The sequence below is a fragment of the Mesorhizobium sp. AD1-1 genome (assembly GCF_020164655.1).
Taxonomy (GTDB): Bacteria; Pseudomonadota; Alphaproteobacteria; order Rhizobiales; family Rhizobiaceae; genus Mesorhizobium; species Mesorhizobium ciceri.
In genome coordinates this window covers 145,265-162,571 of sequence record NZ_JAIUGP010000001.1, presented here as the reverse complement: position 1 = coordinate 162,571, position 17,307 = coordinate 145,265, and the positions used below count along the sequence as shown (strand labels likewise).

Sequence of the window (17,307 nt, the reverse complement as noted above, 5' to 3'; positions counted from 1 at the left end):
CTCAGCTCCCCCTGTAGGTCGAGTAACCGTAGGGCGAGACCAGCAGTGGCACATGATAATGCACAGGCTCGGCCATGCCGAAGCGGATCGGTATCACATCGAGAAAGGCCGGTTTCGGCAGGCTCAACCCCTGCTGGCGCAAATAGTCGCCGGCGGCGAAGACCAGTTCGTATTCGCCGGTGCGGAATTCCGCGCCGGCGAGCAGCGGCTTGTCGCAACGGCCGTCGGCATTGGTGAGAACGGTCTTCAGATGTGTCCGCGCCTTGCCCTCGAGATGATAGAGCGCGATCGACAGTCCCGCCGCCGGCTTGCCGGTCGCCGTGTCGAGGACATGGGTCGTCAGACGCCCGCCGTCGGCTTTCGACGTTTCTGCCATTGGCCGCCTCCCATTTCCGGTACGAGCGAATTGGCCCGGTACGGTCAAGTATCAACAGTGAATTGTGCGCCAATTAAAGGCGATGCATAAGTCCCGGTCGAGCGGAGTGCGACAAAAACACTTTCAAAAATTTTCGGGGGAATGCGAGAAGCACCCTTTCGATATTCTGATCATACTTCGGGCCGTGCCCGGCGGGAGGGACGATGCGTTACAGCAGAGACATGCGTGGCTACGGAGCCAATCCGCCGGACCCGAAATGGCCTGGCGGTGCACATGTCGCCGTGCAGTTCGTCGTCAATTACGAGGAAGGTGGCGAAAACTGCGTGTTGCATGGCGACAAGGCGTCCGAAGCCTTCCTGTCGGAAATCGTCGGCGCGGCACCCTGGGTGGGTCAACGCCACTGGAACATGGAATCCATCTACGAATACGGAGCCCGCGCCGGCTTCTGGCGGCTGCTCCGGCTGTTCACCGAGTCGCAAGTGCCGATCACCTGCTACGGCGTCGCCACAGCGCTCGCCCGTTCGCCGGATCAGGTAGCGGCCATGCAGGACGCCGGCTGGGAGATCGCTTCGCACGGCTTGAGATGGATCGACTACCGCGACCACAGCGCCGAGGATGAGCGCCGCGACCTCAAGGCGGCGATCAAGCTGCACTACGAAGTGACCGGCGCGCGCCCGACCGGCTGGTATACGGGTCGCACATCGATCAACACGGTGCGGATTGTGGCGGAAGAAGGCGGCTTCGACTATGTGTCGGACACCTATGACGACGAGCTGCCGTACTGGTTCGAGCATGAGGGCGGCGCGCAGCTCATCATCCCCTATACGCTCGACGCCAACGACATGCGGTTCGCCACGCCGCAAGGTTTCAACTCGGGCGACCAGTTCTTTGCCTATTTGAAGGACAGCTTCGATACGCTCTATGCCGAGGGCAAGGCCGGCCGGCCACGCATGATGAACATCGGCCTGCACTGCCGCCTCGTCGGGCGGCCGGGCCGGGTGGCGGCGCTGAAGCGCTTCGTCGACTATGTGAAGTCGCACGACAAGGTCTGGCTGGCGAGGCGCATAGACATCGCCAAGCACTGGCAAGAGGTCAATCCTTATCAACCGGCGGCACTCCGCCCATCGAAGATGGAATTCGAGACCTTCGTCCACACTTTCGGCGGCGTGTTCGAGCATTCGCCCTGGATCGTCGAACGCGCCTACGAACTGGAACTAGGCCCGGCGCATGACACTTCGGGCGGCCTGCACAATGCGCTTTGCCGTATCTTCCGCTCCGCCAGCGAAACCGAGCGGCTTTCGGTGCTCAACGCCCATCCCGACCTTGCCGGCAAGCTGGCCAAGGCCAAACGGCTGACGGCGGAATCGACCAGGGAACAGGCCTCGGCCGGCCTCGACGCGCTGACCAACAAGGAGCGCGAACTGTTTTCCAAGCTCAACGCCGCCTACGTCACCACCTTCGGCTTCCCTTTCATCATCGCGGTGAAGGGCAAGACGAAGGAGGAAATCCTGGCGGAGTTCGAGGCGCGCATCGGCAACAGCCGCGGCGTCGAATTCGAGACCGCCTGCAAACAGGTCGAGCGCATCGCGCTGCTCCGCCTCAAGGACATGCTTCCGCAATAGGTTTGAAACCATGGATACGATCAGGATGCCCGAGCGAACCTATTACGCGCCACATGGCGGCCATTCCGGCCAGAACGAGCTTCTGACCGGCCGCGCCGTCTTCACCGAGGCCTATGCCGTCATTCCCCGGGGTGTGATGCAGGACATCGTCACCAGTGCGTTGCCGTTCTGGGACGAAACCCGCGTCTGGATCTTGTCGCGACCGCTATCGGGTTTTGCCGAGACGTTCTCGCAATACATTGTCGAGGTCGCGCCCGGCGGCGGCAGCGATCGGCCGGAACCCGATGCCGGCGCCGAAGGCGCTCTGTTCGTGGTCGAAGGCGAACTGACGGTTCTGCTTGCCGGCAAGACGCATGTGTTGCGGCCCGGCGGCTTTGCCTTCCTGCCGCCGGCCAGCGGCTGGACGGTTCGCAACGAAAGCAGGGCCGCCGTGCGCTTCCACTGGATTCGCAAGGCTTACGAGGTGGTCGACGGTCTCGATGTGCCGGAAGCCTTCTTCACCAATGAGCAGGAGATCGCGCCAACGCCGATGCCCGGCACCGAAGGCCGCTGGGCGACGACGCGGTTCGTCGATCCGGCAGATTTGCGCCACGACATGCACATGACCATTGTCACGCTGGAACCCGGCGCGGTCATTCCCTTCGCCGAGACCCATGTCATGGAGCACGGTCTCTATGTGCTGGAGGGTAAGGCCGTCTACCGCCTCAACCAGGACTGGGTCGAGGTCGAGGCCGGCGACTATATGTGGCTGCGCGCCTTCTGCCCGCAGGCCTGCTATGCCGGTGGCCCGGGTAAATTCCGCTATCTGCTCTATAAGGACGTCAACCGGCACGCCAAGCTCGGCGGCGCCGGCATCGCAAGGCGCGCGCTGTGACCCGTATCGTCGCGCGGCCGCTGACCCGCGAGGGCTTTGCCCCCTTCGGCGATGTCATCGACATGGGCGGCGACAACCACTACCCGATCAATGGCGGCAGGGCCGAGCGCTATCATGATCTGGCTACCGCCGAAGCAACCGGTCCGAACGCCCGCGTGCTGATCTCGATGGTGCGCGGCACGCCCTACGAATTGCCCCTGAAATTGAGCATGGTCGAGCGCCATCCCTTCGGCAGCCAGGCCTTCATCCCGCTCTCGCCGCGCCCCTTCCTGGTCGTCGTCTGCCATGACGGGGAGCAGGGGCCGGGCGAGCCGCATGCCTTCATCACCGCACCCGGACAAGGCATCAATTACCGGCGCAATCTCTGGCATGGCGTGCTGACGCCGCTCGGCGAGGCTCAGGACTTCCTGATCGTCGACCGTGGCGGCGATGGCTCCAATCTCGAAGAGTTCCATTTCTCGCACGCCTACGAGATCCACTTGCCCAACGAGAGCCTCCTGTGACCGATATTTCACTGATCGACCGCCTGCTCGATGTGATCGAGCACGACATCGTGCCGAAGACGGCCGAGGGCGTTACCTATGGCAACAAGCTGTTCGGCGCGGCGATCCTGCGCAAGGACGACCGTTCGCTGGTGCTGGCTGAAACCAACAACGAGATGGAAAACCCGCTCTGGCATGGCGAGGTACACTGCCTGAAGCGTTTCTACGAAATGCCCAGGGCTGAGCGCGTCGATACGAAAGACGCCATCTTCATCGCCACGCACGAACCCTGCTCGCTGTGCCTGTCGGCGATCACCTGGACCGGCTTCGACAATTTCTACTATCTGTTCAGCCACGAGGATTCGCGCGACAGCTTCGCCATCCCGCACGACCTGAAGATCCTGAAAGAGGTCTTCACCCTCGATCCCGGCGGCTACAATGCCGAGAATGCCTATTGGAAGAGCTTTTCTATCCGCAGGCTGGTGCGAGCGTTGCCCGAGGCAGAGCGGCGACGGCTGGAGACCCGTATCGGCGCGATTTCGGCGCGCTACGATGAATTGTCCAACATCTATCAGGCGAACAAGGACGATAACGATATCCCGCTGAACTGACGCGGATTGACCAGCCGAATTCGTTGGCTGGCCCACGACGCGGCACGGCAGGCTCCATCATCTGGCAATCCTGGAGCATGCCATGAAAACCGTCACCGAATTTGCCCGCAAAATCGTCGAATTCCCGGACATGGGCATCGTCATGCCGGATGGCTGCCGCCTGTCGGCGCGGGTGTGGATGCCGGAGGATGCGGGCGACGATCCGGTGCCTGTCATCCTAGAGCATCTGCCCTACCGCAAGCGCGACGGCACCATCTTTCGCGATCAGCTGACGCATCCTTATTTCGCCGGCCACGGCTATGCCTCGATCCGCGTCGACATGCGCGGCAATGGCGATTCCGAAGGGCTGATGGACGACGAATATTCCGAGCAGGAATTGCAGGACGCCTGCGACGTCATCGCCTGGGCGGCAAGCCAGCCCTGGTGCAACGGCAATGTCGGCATGATGGGCATTTCCTGGGGCGGCTTCAACTGCCTGCAGGTGGCGGCCAAGCGGCCGCCGGCGCTGAAAGCGGTGATCAGCCTGTGCTCGACCGTCGACCGCTATGCCGACGACATCCACTACAAGGGCGGCTGCCTGCTGATCGAGAATTTCGGCTGGGCCTCGACCATGCTGTCCTACTCGTCGCGGCCGCCGGATCCGCTTTTGGCCGGCGACAACCGGTGGCGCGATCTGTGGCTGACCCGGCTGGAGAACCAATCCTTCCTGGCGCCGCTGTGGCTGAAACACCAGCACCGTGATGCCTACTGGAAGCGCGGCTCGATCTGCGAGGATTTTTCCGCCGTCAAAGCCGCCGTGCTGTCGATCGGCGGCTGGCATGACGGCTACCGCAACACCGTCTCGCATCTGGCGACCAACATCCAAGCCCCGGTCAAGGGCATCGTCGGGCCATGGATCCACAAATACCCGCACTACGCCGGGCCCAAGCCTGCCATCGGCTTCCTGCAGGAGGCCTTGCGCTGGTGGGACCGCTGGCTGAAGGGTGTCGACACCGGCGTCGAGGCCGACCCGGCCTACCGCGCCTATGTCATGGACAGCGTGCGTCCGGCGCGCTGGCACCCCGAGCGTCCCGGCCGTTGGGTGGCGGAGCAGGAATGGCCCTCGCCAACCATCAAGATGCAAACGGTCGATCTGATCTCCTCAACGGAAAAACCCGCCATCATCGCCTCTCCGCAAAGCTGCGGCCTGGCCGGCGGCGAGTATTTTCCCTTCACCTTCGGTCCCGAACTGCCCGGCGACCAGCGCCCCGACGATGCGCTGTCGGTGTGTTTCGACCAGCCGGAACTCAGCGAGCCTATCGACATCGTCGGAGCGCCGGAGGTCGAGCTGCGGCTGTCCTCTGATCGTCCGCAGGCCAACATCGCGGTCCGGCTTTGCGATGTGCATCCCGACGGCGCCTCGGAGTTGATCTCCTATGGCGTGCTCAATCTGACGCACCGCAATTCGCATGAATTCCCCGAGGCGCTGGTGCCGGGCGAAACCGTCTCGGTGCGCGTCGTGCTCGATCAATGCGCCTATCGTGTGCCGGCCGGCCACCGGCTGCGTGTTGCCGTTTCGAACGCCTATTGGCCTGCCATCTGGCCGTCGCCGGAGCCGGTCCAGCTCACCTTGTCGACGGCGACGCTCAATTTGCCGCTGCGGCCGCTGGCGACAGGCGACGAAGTAACGTTCGCCGAGCCGGAAGGTGCCACCCCCTGGGCAACAGAGACGATCCGCGCCGCCAATTCAGAGCGTCATGTCGATCGTGATGAGAAGACCGGAATGGTGACGCTTTCCATTGTTGACGATTTCGGCGAGGTGCGCGATCTCGCCCATGGCCTCGCCAATGGCAGCATCGCCCGCGAGACCTGGACGATCCATCCCGACGATCCGCTGTCGGCCTCGGGGAAGACGCACTGGACGCAGACCCTGTCGCGAAACGGATGGTCAGTACGCACCGAAACGACAGCCGAAATGCGATCGGACGGGCAAAACTTCAGCGTCAGCGCCAGAATCGAGGCCTATGAGGACGAAACCCTCGTCTTCGAGCGCAATTTCGAGGAGAAGGTGCCGCGCGCGTTTCTTTGAATGCCGATTTCATTGGTCCAATTGCGACGTACGATTTACGCCACGGCATGTCGCATTCGGTCTTGCTTACCGCTTTCCCTTGCGGTCATTATTCTCCTCACAAGAAACAAGAAAAACGACCGCAGAGTCGAACCAACAGAGTGAGGAACTCAAAATGTCGAACGAACTGGAATTTCTTAGCCGGCGTGTCGCGTCGGGCAAACTGAGCCGTCGTGATTTTCTCGGCCGGGCGGCGGCGCTCGGTATCTCCGCGCCCTTCGCCAACTCGCTGCTTTCAAGCGCTGCACGCGCGGCAGGCCCGGTCAAGGGCGGCACACTGAAGGCCGGACTTGTCGGCGGCGAATCCACCAACAGCCTTGATCCGGCACTGTTCATGACTCAGGTGCCGTTCGCCTTCGGCAAGATGTGGGGCGAATTGATTGTCGAGCTTTCGCCGGAAGGCAAGCTCGAGAACCGCATCGCCGAGGAGATCGGCTCGTCGGACGACGCCAAGGTGTGGACGCTGAAGATCCGCGACGGCGTCGAATTCCACAACGGCAAGACGGTGACCGCCGAGGACGTGGCCGCCACACTTGAGCGCCATTCCGACGAGAAGTCGAAATCCGGCGCGCTCGGCTACATGAAAGGTATCGAGACCATCAAGGCCAGCGGCAAGGAAGTCGTGCTGACGCTGAAGGAGGCCAATGCCGATCTGCCCTATTTGCTCAGCGACTATCACCTGATCGTCCAACCAAATGGCGGCAAGGACAAGGCTGACGCAGGCATCTCGGCCGGTCCTTACAAGGTCACGACCAATGAGCCCGGTGTGCGCCATGGCGGCGAGCGTTTCGCCAATTACTGGCAGGGCGACAAGATGGGCCATGCCGACCAGATCGAGATCATCGTCATCAACGATGCGACAGCGCGCACGGCCGCCCTGCAGGGCGGCCAGGTCAACGTGATCAACCGCGTCGAGCCGAAGATCGTCGACCTGATCAAGCGCCTGCCGGGCGTCACCATCCGCAACCACGCGGGTCCTGGCCACTACGTGTTCATCATGCATTGCAACACGGCGCCGTTCGACAACGCCGATTTGCGCATGGCACTGAAGCTGGCCATCGACCGCGAGGAAATGCTGGACAAGATCCTGCGCGGCTACGGTTCGCTCGGCAACGACTTCCCGATCAATGCGTCCTATCCGCTGTTTACCGAGATCGAGCAGCGCAAGTACGATCCCGACAAGGCCAAGTTCCACTTCAAGAAGTCCGGCCACGACGGCGCGGTCCTGCTGCGGACCTCGGACGTCGCTTTCCCGGGCGCCGTCGATGCATCGCAGTTGTTCCAGCAGAGCGCGGCCAAGGCCGGCATCCAGATCGAGCTCAAGCGTGAGCCCGGCGACGGCTATTGGAACGAGGTCTGGAACAAGCAGCCCTTCTGCGCTTCCTACTGGGGCGGCCGCTCGACCCAGGACCAGATGTACTCCACCGCTTATCTGTCGACCGCCGACTGGAACGACACGCGTTTCAAGCGCCCGGACTTCGACAAAATGGTGCTGGCGGCGCGCGCCGAGCTCGACGAGACCAAGCGCAAGCAGATGTATCATGACATGGCTGTCCTGGTACGAGACGAGGGCGGCCTGATCCTGCCGATGTTCAACCAGTTCATCGACGCTACCGGCGCCAAGGTCGGCGGCTGGGTCGACGATCCGCATCAGGAGCTGATGAACGGGTACGCGCTGGCGAAGTGCTGGCTCGAAGCCTGAGCTTGGCCTTGCGGATATGTCCTCACCCATCTTGAAACTGGTGGCCCAGCGCGTTGCGCTGGGCATTCTGCTCTTGTTGGCCGTTTCGGTCCTGATCTTCGCCGGCACCCAGATCCTGCCCGGCGACGTCGCGCAAGCCATTCTCGGACAGTCGGCGACGCCGGAGTCGCTTGCCAATCTGCGCGAGCAGCTCGGACTCAACCAGCCAGCCTATCTCAGGTATTTTCATTGGCTGGGCGGGGTGCTGACCGGCGATCTCGGCACGGCCATGTCGAGCGGGCAGGACATCGCCACGTCGATCAAGGGACGGCTGTGGAACACGCTGTTCCTCGCCTTCTGGGCGGCGATCGTCGCCGTGCCGCTGGCGATCATCCTCGGCCTGATCGCGGTGCGCTACCGCAATGGCTGGGTCGACAAGCTGATCTCCGGGCTGGCGCTGGCCTCGACCTCGTTTCCCGAATTCTTCATCGGCTATGTGCTGGTCTATTTCTTCGCCGTGAAATGGCAGATATTCCCCGGCATTTCGACCGTCTATGACGGCATGCCTTTTGGCGAACGGATGCAGGCGATCGCCTTGCCGGCGACGGCGCTGACGCTGGTCGTGCTCGCCCACATGATGCGCATGACACGCGCGGCGATCCTCAATGTCATGCAGTCGGCCTATGTCGAGACGGCGGAATTGAAGGGCCTGTCGGCCTTCAACGTCATCCGCAAGCACGCCTTCCCCAATGCCATCGCGCCGATCATCAATGTCGTCATGCTCAACCTCGCCTACTTGATCGTTGGCGTCGTCGTGGTCGAGGTGATCTTCGTCTATCCGGGCATGGGACAGTACTTGGTCGACCACGTCACCAAGCGAGACGTGCCGGTGGTGCAGGCGGTCGGCCTGATCTTCGCCGCCGTCTATATCAGCCTGAACATCATTGCGGACATAGCGGCGATCGTCGCCAATCCGCGTCTCAGACATCCGAAATAAGGGGCGGATATGCTCGATATCAAACGCATCCCCATCCCCGCGCTGATCGGCATCGTGCTGACGGCACTGTTCGTGCTTGCGGCGGTCTTCGCCCCCTGGATCGCGCCGCACGGCAATGGCGAAATCGTCGGCGATGTCTGGGAACCGATGTCGGCTGCCCATTTGCTGGGCACCGACAATCTCGGCCGAGACCTGCTGTCGCGCATGATCTACGGCGCCCGCATCACTTTGTTCATCGCGGTGCTGGCCACCGCGCTGTCGTTCTCGCTCGGCGCCATTCTCGGCTTCTCGGCGGCCGTCTTCGGCGGCTGGTTCGACACGCTGCTGTCGCGCCTCGTCGATCTCTTGATGTCGATCCCGACACTGATCATGGGTCTCGTCGTGCTGTCGGTGCTGCCGACCAATCTGGTGACGCTGATCCTGGTGATGGGCATTCTGGATTCGACCCGCGTCTATCGCCTGTCGCGCGCGGTCGCCGTCGACATCAACGTCATGGACTATGTCGAAGCGGCGAAACTGCGCGGTGAGGGCAGCGGCTGGATCATCTTCCGCGAGATTCTCCCCAACGCATTGTCGCCGCTGGTTTCCGAACTCGGTCTGCGCTTCATCTACGCGGTGCTGTTCCTGTCGACGCTGTCGTTCCTCGGCCTTGGCGTGCAGCCACCGGACGCCGACTGGGGCGGCATGGTCAAGGAAAACAAAGACGGCATCGTGTTCGGCATCGCGGCCGCACTCATCCCAGCGGGGGCGATCGCGCTGCTGGCGATTTCCGTCAACCTGGTTGCCGACTGGGTGCTCAACCGGACGACAAGCCTCAAGGGAGGACGCGGGTGATGGCCGACACCAAAGCGAAGCTCGGGCAACCGAAGTCAGGCCTGCTGCTCGACATCCGCAATCTGCGCATCGAGGCTACCGTCTTCCCGCCCGGCGAACCGCCGAAGGACATCGTGCTGGTGCACGATGTCTCACTGACGCTCGAGAAGGGCAAGGTGCTCGGCCTGATCGGCGAATCCGGCGCCGGCAAGTCGACTATCGGCCTGTCGTCTATGGGCTACGGCCGCGGCGGCGTGCGCATCACAGGCGGCGAGGTGATCCTGAACGGCCGCGACATCCTCAAGGGCGGCAAGGACGGCTTCCGCAAATTACGCGGCCGCGAGGTCTGCTATGTCGCGCAGTCGGCGGCAGCGGCCTTCAACCCGGCGCACAGACTGATGGACCAGGTGGTGGAAGCCACCCTGCTGCACGGCACCGCGACACGCGCCGAGGCCGAGAAGCGCGCGGTTGCGCTGTTCAAGAAGCTCAGCCTGCCGAACCCTGAAACCATCGGCGAGCGTTTTCCGCACCAGGTTTCGGGCGGCCAGTTGCAGCGTGTGATGACGGCGATGGCCCTGTGCTCCGAGCCGGACCTGATCGTCTTTGACGAGCCGACAACGGCGCTCGACGTGACGACGCAGATCGACGTGCTGGCGGCGATCAAGGACGCCATCCGCGACACCCATGTCGCTGCGCTCTACATCACGCACGACCTTGCCGTCGTCGCCCAGGTCTCCGACGAGATCATGGTGCTGCGCCATGGAAGGCTGGTCGAATGGGGCGGCACAAGGCAGATCATCAAGGAGCCGCGCCAGGAATACACCAACGCGCTGGTCTCGGTGCATGAGATCGAACACCAGGAGCAGAAGCCCGGCACGTCGCCGTTCCTGTCGGTGAAGAACGTCACCGCCGCCTATGGCCGCAGCCATATCAAGGTGCTGAAGGACGTATCCGTCGACATCTATCCGGGCCAGACGCTGGCCGTGGTCGGCGAGTCCGGCTCCGGCAAGTCGACGCTGGCGCGCGCCATCACGGGACTTTTGCCACCCGAACAGGGCACCGTCACCTTCGACGGACGCCCGCTGGCCAACAGGCTGGCCGACCGGCCGAAGGAGGATCTGCGCCAGTTGCAGATGATCTACCAGATGGCCGATGTGGCGATGAACCCGCGTCAGACCGTCGGCACCATCATCGGCCGGCCGCTGGAGTTTTATTTCGGCATGCGCGGCCGTGAGCGCGACAGACGCGTTGCCGAACTGCTCGACAAGATCGAGATGGGCAAGGGATTTTCCGACCGCTACCCGGCCGAGCTTTCCGGCGGCCAGAAACAGCGTGTCTGCATCGCCCGGTCGCTTGCCGCCAAGCCGAAGCTGATCATCTGCGACGAGGTGACCTCGGCGCTCGATCCGCTGGTGGCACACGGCATCCTCGAGCTGCTGCTGGAGCTGCAGAAGGAAGAGAACGTCGCCTATCTGTTCATCACGCATGACCTTGCCACGGTGAAGTCGATCGCCGATTCAATCGCGGTTATGTATCGCGGCGAGGTGGTGCGTTACGGCCCCAAGGGCAAGGTGCTGAGCCCGCCCTTCGACGCCTACACCGACCTGCTGCTCTCCTCGGTTCCAGAGATGGAAATCGGCTGGCTGGAAAAGGCAATCAAGGGACGGCGCATGGCCAGCGCGGGGAACTAAAGCAATTCCGGGAAAACTGGGAACCAATACTGCCGGAAGAAAAAGGCAGGCGCTTCCCCTGGAAATTGTGTCAGACCAAGCTGCCACATAGGGGCGTCAGCGACCGTCATCCGGATGCAACACTAGAGCGCCACACGTCCTTCGGGACGAGCGCCGCTCGCACGACTTTTAAACAGGGGTAGGACATGAAAACTGAACTCGATTATCTCGCCGAACTCGCCGGTCACGGCCGGATATCGCGCCGTGCCTTTCTTGGGCGCGCCGCCGCGCTCGGCGTATCGGCGGCCATGATGCCGGCGCTGGCCGGCAAGGCATTTGCCCAGACGGCGGTGAAGGGCGGTATCATCAAGGCTGGCCTGCAGGGCGGGGAATCCACCAACAGCCTCGATCCGGCGCTGAATCTCAGCCAGGTTACCTTCAGCTTCGGGAAGCTTTGGGGCGAGTATCTTGTGCGCCTCACACCGGACAACAAGCTGGTCAACCTGATTGCCGAAGAGATTGGCGCCTCAGCCGACGCCAAGACATGGACGATCAAGATCCGCGATGGCATCGAGTTCCACAATGGCAAGACGGTCGGCGCGGAGGACGTTGCCGCCACCATCGAGCGCCATGCGGACGAGAAGTCCAAGTCCGGAGCACTCGGCATCCTCAAGAACATCAAGGGCGTCAAGGCGAGCGGCAAGGAAGTCATCGTCACGCTCGGCGACGCCGATGCCGACTTCCCCTATCTGATGGCCGACTACCATCTCGTCATCCAGCCGAATGGCGGCAAGGACGATCCGAATGCCGGCATCAGCGCCGGACCCTACAAGGTTAGCGTCAACCAGCCAGGCGTGCGCCATGGCGGCGAGCGTTTCGCCAATTACTGGCTTGGCGACAAAGCCGGCCATGCCGACCAGGTCGAGATCATCGTCATCAATGATGCGACCGCACGGCTTGCAGCCTTGCAAGGCGGCCAGGTGCACATGATCAACCGCGTCGAACCCAAGGTCGTCGATCTGGTCAAGCGCATCGCGGGCGTTTCCATCGAGAATGTCTCGGGCAAGGGCTACTATCCGTTCAACATGTTCTGCGACACCGCACCTTTCGACAGCAATGATCTGCGCATGGCGCTGAAGCTAGCCATGGACCGCGACGAGATGCTGGAAAAGATCCTGCGCGGCTATGGCTCGGTGGGTAACGACTTCCCGATCAACGAGGCCTATCCGCTGTTTTCCGCCGATATCGAACAGCGCAAGTTCGATCCGGACAAGGCGGCGGCAGCCTACAAGAAATCAGGCCACAGCGGCTCGATCGTGCTGCGCACCTCGGACGTCGCCTTCCCGGGCGCCGTCGATGCCGCACAGCTCTATCAGCAGTCCTGCGCCAAAGCCGGCATCAAGATCGAGATCAAGCGCGAACCCGGCGACGGCTACTGGTCGGAAGTCTGGAACAAGCAGCCCTTCTCGCTCTCCTACTGGGGCGGACGCGCCACGCAGGATCAGATGTATTCCACCGGCTATGTCTCGACCGCCGACTGGAACGACACGCGCTTCAAGCGGCCGGAATTCGACAAGATGCTGTTTACCGCGCGCGGCGAGCTCGACCAGGCCAAGCGCCAGGCGATCTACCACGATATGGCAGTGATGATGCGTGACGAAGGCGGGCTGATCGTGCCCTTCTTCAACCAGTTCATCGACGCGGCCGCCACCAACAAGATCGGCGGCTATGCCAAGAGCCCTATCGGCGAAATGATGGACGGCTACGCGCTTGCCGAGTGCTGGCTCAACGCTTGAGCGGACCCTGATCGGCCGATTTCATCTATCAGAACGCCGTGTGCCCGGGACGGCACACGGCGTTCCCGTTTCAACCGCCAACCGCATGGAGCAGCCCGTGGCGCTCAAATCCAAGCTTCTGCTGATCATCCTCGATGGCGTGCCTTACCGGAACTGGCGCCGGCTGATGGGCAATCTCGAAGGCTGGGTGCAATCGGGCGAGGCGCGCGTCTGGAAGATGCGCTCGGTGCTGCCGTCGACCTCGGCCTGCTGCTATGCCTCGATCCACACCGGGGTTTCGCCGCAGGTGCACGGGATTCTCTCCAATGAGAACCGTTTCCGCGTCGAGCAGCCCGATATCTTCTCCGAGGTCAGCAAGGCAGGCGGCAAGACGGGGGCGGTGACCCATTCCTACTGGTCGGAATTCTTCCGCGCCTACCCGTTCGACCTGGTGGAGGGCATGGAATTCGACGAGCCAGGCGGGCCGATCACGCATGGCCGCTTCCACACCATGACCGGTTACAATCTCCGCAACCAGATGACGCCGAGCGATGTCGACCTGTTCGCGACGCTGACCATGCTGACGAAACGCCATGGCATCGACTATGGCATCCTGCACACCTGCACGCTGGATTCGATGGGACACCGCTTCGGCCACGACTGCCACGAGATGGACCATGCCGTCTATGCGATGGACGGCATGCTGGCCGCCTTCCTGCCGCGCTGGATCGAAGCCGGCTATGAGGTGATCGTGACCGCCGATCACGGCCAGACCGATCGTGGCCATCACGGCGGCCATGACGACGAGATGCAGGATTTCGCGCTGTATTATTTTGGACAAGGCAAAGGGCCGGATGCGGACACACTACTCGACCAGCTGCAGCTCGCGCCGACGGTGCTGAGCCGACTGGGTGTTCCCGTGCCCGCGACGATGAAGGCGAAGTCTTTCTTGGAGTGAGAAGCGGTCCGCGAAGCTCTTCCCTTCTGCCCTTGTGGGAGAAGGAAGAGGCGCACCTCTGGCAACCTCCGCGCTCTTCGGTTAGCCTCCGCAAAATTCCTTGGCGGAGGATGAACCTTTTTGGACCGATCAGCGACAGAGCAGACAGGAGCCAGGCGGCTCGACCGGCCATGACGGCAGCGACGGAGACCGATCGCGCTCTCGTCGACCGGGTCGCGAAGGGCGACCGTGCCGCCGTGCGGCTCCTGTTCATGCGTCACCACGCGCGGGTCTACCGCTTCGTGGCGCGCCAGACGGGATCGGAAATGATGGCCGACGATATCGCCAACGAAGTCTTCCTCGAGCTGTGGCGTCAGGCGCCCGGCTTCGAAGGGCGTTCCGAAGTCTCGACATGGCTGCTCGGCATTGCCCGTTTCAAGGCGCTGTCCTTTCTGCGCAAGAAAAAGGAAGACTGGATCGACGACGAGGCCGCCGCCGCAGTGCCCGACGGCGCCGACACGCCGGAAGTCGTCACCATGAAGGAAGACAAGGCGGCCGCCCTGCGGCGCTTCGTCGACGCCTTGCCGGAAGAGCATCGCGTCGTCATCGATCTTGCCTATTATCACGGGCAGTCGGTGAGCGAGATCAGCGAGGTGCTCGACATTCCGGTCGCCACCGTCAAGACCCGGATGTTCTACGCCCGCAAGAAACTCGGCGAGGCTCTCAAGGCCGCCGGTTACGACAGGGGGTGGCCATGAGCGCCGCTGAAAAGATGTCGCGCCGCGACGAAATGGAAACGCTGCTGCCGTTCTACCTGAACGGCTCGCTGGAAGGTTCCGACCTGGAAGCGGTCGAGGAATGGCTGGCCAGCGATCCGGCCGCACTTGCCGCCCTTGGCGAGGCTGAAGCCGAATTCTCCGGCGCCACGGCCGCCAACGAAGCAATCCGGCCGCCGGCCGATGCACTCAGCCGCTTTGCCAAGGCACTCGACGCCGAGGCCGGGCCTGCGCGCAAGCCGGCAGGATCGTCCTGGCTGGCGCAGGCCTGGGGCCGCTTCATGGCGGTGCCGGTCGGCGTCGCCTGGGCGGCAGCCGCGGTTCTGCTGGCGCTGGTCATGGTGCAGTCGTTTGTCGAACCCGGCGGCAAGGGCAATGATTTCGAGATTGCCGGCGCGCAAGACGATCTGGCGAAAATGCCGTACGCCCTGGTCAGGTTCAAGCCGGATGCGAAGATGTCGGACATTTCCGCCTTCCTCGGCAGCAACGGGCTGAAGATCGTCGGCGGACCGACCGCCGACGGCGTGTTCCGGCTTGGCATCCCGGCTGCCAACGCAGCCGACTACACCAGGCAAATCGGCCTTGTTGCCGCCCAGGCTTTCACGGAGACTGTGGTCGAGGGAAGGAAACCGCTTGATGGCGGCTGAGGCGGTCATTCGATTTGCGGCAATGCTTGCGGCGGCGATGACAATCGTCGGCGTGCCCGCGTCGGCGCAGACCAAAGATCCCAATCCCGACCAGACGAAAATCGACTGCCGCGACGGGACCAATGCGGCAGGCGCCGACTGCGCCAAGGATGGCAGCGACACAGAGGGCGGATCGGATGCGGCGCAATCCGGCGCGGTGTTCCTGCCGGCCCTGATCGTCGACCTGTTTCCCAACCCGGCGGCGCCCCCGACCCCTGTGCCGACGCCACGGCCCGAACCGGCGATGCCGCCGGCCGATACTCAAGCCGGCCCCCCGCCCGGTGGCCCGATCGTCTCGCCGACCGATCTCATTGCCGTTCAGCCGCGGCGCGCGATGGTTGGCGATTTCGTGCCCGACGAGGTGCTGGTGACCGTCGATGGCGATGCCGGCGCTGTCCAGCAGATCGCCGCCTCCTTCGGCCTGCAGGTGCGCTCGCAGCGCCAGTCGCGGCTGCTTGGCACCACGCTGGTGCGCTTCGGCATTCCGGACGGCCGGCCCGTCGGCGTCGTGCTGGCGCAACTGGCCGCCGACGGCCGCACTCAGCGGCGCGAGCCCAATCACGTCTATTCGCTGCAGCAGGCCGCCGGCATCGTCAACTATGCGTTCGACCGCATTGCGCTCGATTCCAAGCAAGCCAGCGGAGAAAACGTCCGCATCGCGGTGATCGACACCGGCATCGACGACACCAACCCGGCGCTCTCGGGCGTCATTGCCGGGCAGTTCGACGCCATGCCCGACGTGCCGATCGAAAAGCGCGATCACGGCACGTCGATCGACGGCCTGATCGCCGGCGTCGGCGCGCTGGAAGGCATGGCACCGGGCGCAAAAATCTATCACGCCCGCGCCTTCGAGGGCGGCAAGTCGACCATGGACGTCATCCTGTCGGCGCTCGACTGGGCGGCGGAGCAGGACGTGCGCATCATCAATATGAGCTTTGTCGGGCCGAAGAACGATTTGCTCGGCGTCGCCTGCCGCAATGCCCGCGCGCTCGGCATGGTGCTGGTCGCCGCAGCCGGTAACAACGGGCCGAAGGCGCCCTATGGCTATCCGGCCGCCTTCGATGGTGTCGTCGCGGTGACCGCCACCGATGCCAAGGACGGGCTGATGCCGCAGGCCAATCGCGGCGCCTATGTCTTCATCTCGGCACCCGGCGTCGAGATGGTGGCGCCGAGCGGCGCCGGCTCGGATCTGGTCACAGGCACCTCGTTTGCCGCGGCGATCGTGAGCGGCGCCATCGCCAATCTCATCCATGCCGCGCCCGATCGCTCGGCCGACGACATCGAAAAGGCGCTCGCGGCAACGGCCAGGGATCTCGGCCCCAAGGGACGCGACAATGATTTCGGCTACGGCCTGCTGGACATCAAGGCGGCGGCGGCAAAGGACTAGTCTGCGACAGTCCAAGCCGCGGCTTGCGGAGGACGCACCAGAAAATAGAACGCGACGATGTGCGTGATCATCAGCAGCGGCACGTAGATGATCGGGATCGCGTAGGTGGCGCCCAGTTCGCCCGCACGCTGGGGGAGGCCGACCTGGATGGCGTGGTAATAGTCCACGATGAGGTCGACCGTCCCGACCAGATTGAAGGCGACGACGAGCGCCCAGAAGAGCTGAGGTATCCTCACCGTGAGCAGCGCCAGCATGGCCAGCACTCCTGTTGCAAGGTCGCCGTAGGCAGCAAACACGGCAAAGCCGGCAGGCAAATCGGGGCTGACGACACCCGGAACGAGGAAGACCAGCCCGAAGAAGCGGAAGCTGTGCAGAGTGGCAACAGCGCGCTGCGCCGCGACCCGGTCCATCGACCTGAGCCACGGCAAACCGTATAAACCGAAGCAAAGCAGCCACGCGACATAGCCCAGAACAAGATGGATTTGGAACACGATCTCGGTTGACATCTGGCCT

At 63.2% G+C, this 17,307-nt stretch carries 16 protein-coding genes; 14 read left to right on the top strand and 2 right to left on the bottom strand.

Going from position 1 to position 17,307, the window contains the following annotated elements:
* Position 1: 1 nt before the first annotated feature.
* Positions 2-376 carry a hydroxyisourate hydrolase gene (gene uraH, locus LB519_RS00790; protein ID WP_013528242.1) on the bottom strand — a complete coding sequence of 125 codons (375 nt, stop codon included), beginning with the start codon at positions 374-376 and terminating at the stop codon, positions 2-4.
* Between the two features lie 203 nt (positions 377-579).
* Here uraH and puuE point away from each other — a divergent pair, with 203 nt between their 5' ends.
* The 14 genes from puuE to LB519_RS00720 all read left to right on the top strand — a co-directional run bounded on the left by puuE (position 580) and on the right by LB519_RS00720 (position 16,794).
* Positions 580-1,998: an allantoinase PuuE gene (gene puuE / locus LB519_RS00785; RefSeq protein ID WP_224618342.1), complete on the top strand. Its 1,419-nt coding sequence runs from the start codon at positions 580-582 to the stop codon at positions 1,996-1,998.
* Between the two features lie 10 nt (positions 1,999-2,008).
* Entirely contained in the window at positions 2,009-2,872 is an 864-nt protein-coding gene (locus tag LB519_RS00780; RefSeq protein ID WP_024501939.1) for a bifunctional allantoicase/(S)-ureidoglycine aminohydrolase, read from the top strand.
* Positions 2,869-3,375, top strand: a complete 507-nt coding sequence (locus LB519_RS00775; RefSeq protein WP_013528245.1) for an ureidoglycolate lyase — start codon at positions 2,869-2,871, stop codon at positions 3,373-3,375. The genes LB519_RS00780 and LB519_RS00775 overlap by 4 nt, the downstream gene beginning before the upstream one ends.
* Entirely contained in the window at positions 3,372-3,965 is a 594-nt protein-coding gene (locus tag LB519_RS00770; RefSeq protein WP_024501941.1) for a nucleoside deaminase, read from the top strand. The genes LB519_RS00775 and LB519_RS00770 overlap by 4 nt, the downstream gene beginning before the upstream one ends.
* An 82-nt stretch (positions 3,966-4,047) precedes the next feature.
* Complete coding sequence (locus LB519_RS00765; protein ID WP_224618340.1) at positions 4,048-6,033, top strand: CocE/NonD family hydrolase; 1,986 nt, start codon at positions 4,048-4,050, stop codon at positions 6,031-6,033.
* A gap of 154 nt (positions 6,034-6,187) precedes the next feature.
* Entirely contained in the window at positions 6,188-7,774 is a 1,587-nt protein-coding gene (locus LB519_RS00760) for an ABC transporter substrate-binding protein (protein WP_013528248.1), read from the top strand.
* Positions 7,775-7,790: 16 nt separating this feature from the next.
* Positions 7,791-8,750, top strand: coding sequence for an ABC transporter permease (locus LB519_RS00755; protein ID WP_013528249.1), 960 nt, complete (start codon positions 7,791-7,793; stop codon positions 8,748-8,750).
* 9 nt (positions 8,751-8,759) lie between these two features.
* A complete protein-coding gene (locus LB519_RS00750; RefSeq protein WP_013528250.1) occupies positions 8,760-9,584 on the top strand; it encodes an ABC transporter permease in 825 nt (274 codons plus the stop codon).
* Complete coding sequence (locus tag LB519_RS00745) at positions 9,584-11,254, top strand: ABC transporter ATP-binding protein (RefSeq protein ID WP_027163791.1); 1,671 nt, start codon at positions 9,584-9,586, stop codon at positions 11,252-11,254. Before LB519_RS00750 ends, LB519_RS00745 begins: the two co-directional genes overlap by 1 nt.
* Positions 11,255-11,439: 185 nt before the next feature.
* Entirely contained in the window at positions 11,440-13,029 is a 1,590-nt protein-coding gene (locus LB519_RS00740) for an ABC transporter substrate-binding protein (RefSeq protein ID WP_024501943.1), read from the top strand.
* A gap of 97 nt (positions 13,030-13,126) precedes the next feature.
* Positions 13,127-13,966 (top strand): alkaline phosphatase family protein, encoded by an 840-nt coding sequence (locus LB519_RS00735; protein ID WP_084015589.1) that lies wholly within the window; start codon positions 13,127-13,129, stop codon positions 13,964-13,966.
* 170 nt (positions 13,967-14,136) lie between these two features.
* On the top strand, positions 14,137-14,703 hold the full coding sequence (locus tag LB519_RS00730) for a sigma-70 family RNA polymerase sigma factor (RefSeq protein WP_027163789.1): 567 nt from the start codon (positions 14,137-14,139) through the stop codon (positions 14,701-14,703).
* On the top strand, positions 14,700-15,368 hold the full coding sequence (locus LB519_RS00725; RefSeq protein ID WP_224618338.1) for an anti-sigma factor: 669 nt from the start codon (positions 14,700-14,702) through the stop codon (positions 15,366-15,368). Before LB519_RS00730 ends, LB519_RS00725 begins: the two co-directional genes overlap by 4 nt.
* Positions 15,358-16,794, top strand: coding sequence for a S8 family serine peptidase (locus tag LB519_RS00720; RefSeq protein WP_224618336.1), 1,437 nt, complete (start codon positions 15,358-15,360; stop codon positions 16,792-16,794). The genes LB519_RS00725 and LB519_RS00720 overlap by 11 nt, the downstream gene beginning before the upstream one ends.
* On the opposite strand, the gene LB519_RS00715 is transcribed toward LB519_RS00720, so the two are convergent.
* Positions 16,791-17,300, bottom strand: coding sequence for a hypothetical protein (locus LB519_RS00715; RefSeq protein ID WP_224618335.1), 510 nt, complete (start codon positions 17,298-17,300; stop codon positions 16,791-16,793). The genes LB519_RS00720 and LB519_RS00715 overlap by 4 nt on opposite strands.
* Between the last annotated feature and the right edge of the window lie 7 nt (positions 17,301-17,307).

Coding starts and splice junctions, on each gene's coding strand:
- LB519_RS00765 (WP_224618340.1), top strand. CDS start 4,048: ATGAAAACCGTCACCGAATTTGCCCGCAAAATCGTCGAATTCCCGGAC.
- LB519_RS00720 (WP_224618336.1), top strand. CDS start 15,358: ATGGCGGCTGAGGCGGTCATTCGATTTGCGGCAATGCTTGCGGCGGCG.
- LB519_RS00725 (WP_224618338.1), top strand. CDS start 14,700: ATGAGCGCCGCTGAAAAGATGTCGCGCCGCGACGAAATGGAAACGCTG.
- LB519_RS00780 (WP_024501939.1), top strand. CDS start 2,009: ATGGATACGATCAGGATGCCCGAGCGAACCTATTACGCGCCACATGGC.
- LB519_RS00740 (WP_024501943.1), top strand. CDS start 11,440: ATGAAAACTGAACTCGATTATCTCGCCGAACTCGCCGGTCACGGCCGG.
- LB519_RS00715 (WP_224618335.1), bottom strand. CDS start 17,300: ATGTCAACCGAGATCGTGTTCCAAATCCATCTTGTTCTGGGCTATGTC.
- LB519_RS00750 (WP_013528250.1), top strand. CDS start 8,760: ATGCTCGATATCAAACGCATCCCCATCCCCGCGCTGATCGGCATCGTG.
- uraH (WP_013528242.1), bottom strand. CDS start 376: ATGGCAGAAACGTCGAAAGCCGACGGCGGGCGTCTGACGACCCATGTC.
- LB519_RS00755 (WP_013528249.1), top strand. CDS start 7,791: ATGTCCTCACCCATCTTGAAACTGGTGGCCCAGCGCGTTGCGCTGGGC.
- puuE (WP_224618342.1), top strand. CDS start 580: ATGCGTTACAGCAGAGACATGCGTGGCTACGGAGCCAATCCGCCGGAC.
- LB519_RS00760 (WP_013528248.1), top strand. CDS start 6,188: ATGTCGAACGAACTGGAATTTCTTAGCCGGCGTGTCGCGTCGGGCAAA.
- LB519_RS00730 (WP_027163789.1), top strand. CDS start 14,137: ATGACGGCAGCGACGGAGACCGATCGCGCTCTCGTCGACCGGGTCGCG.
- LB519_RS00745 (WP_027163791.1), top strand. CDS start 9,584: ATGGCCGACACCAAAGCGAAGCTCGGGCAACCGAAGTCAGGCCTGCTG.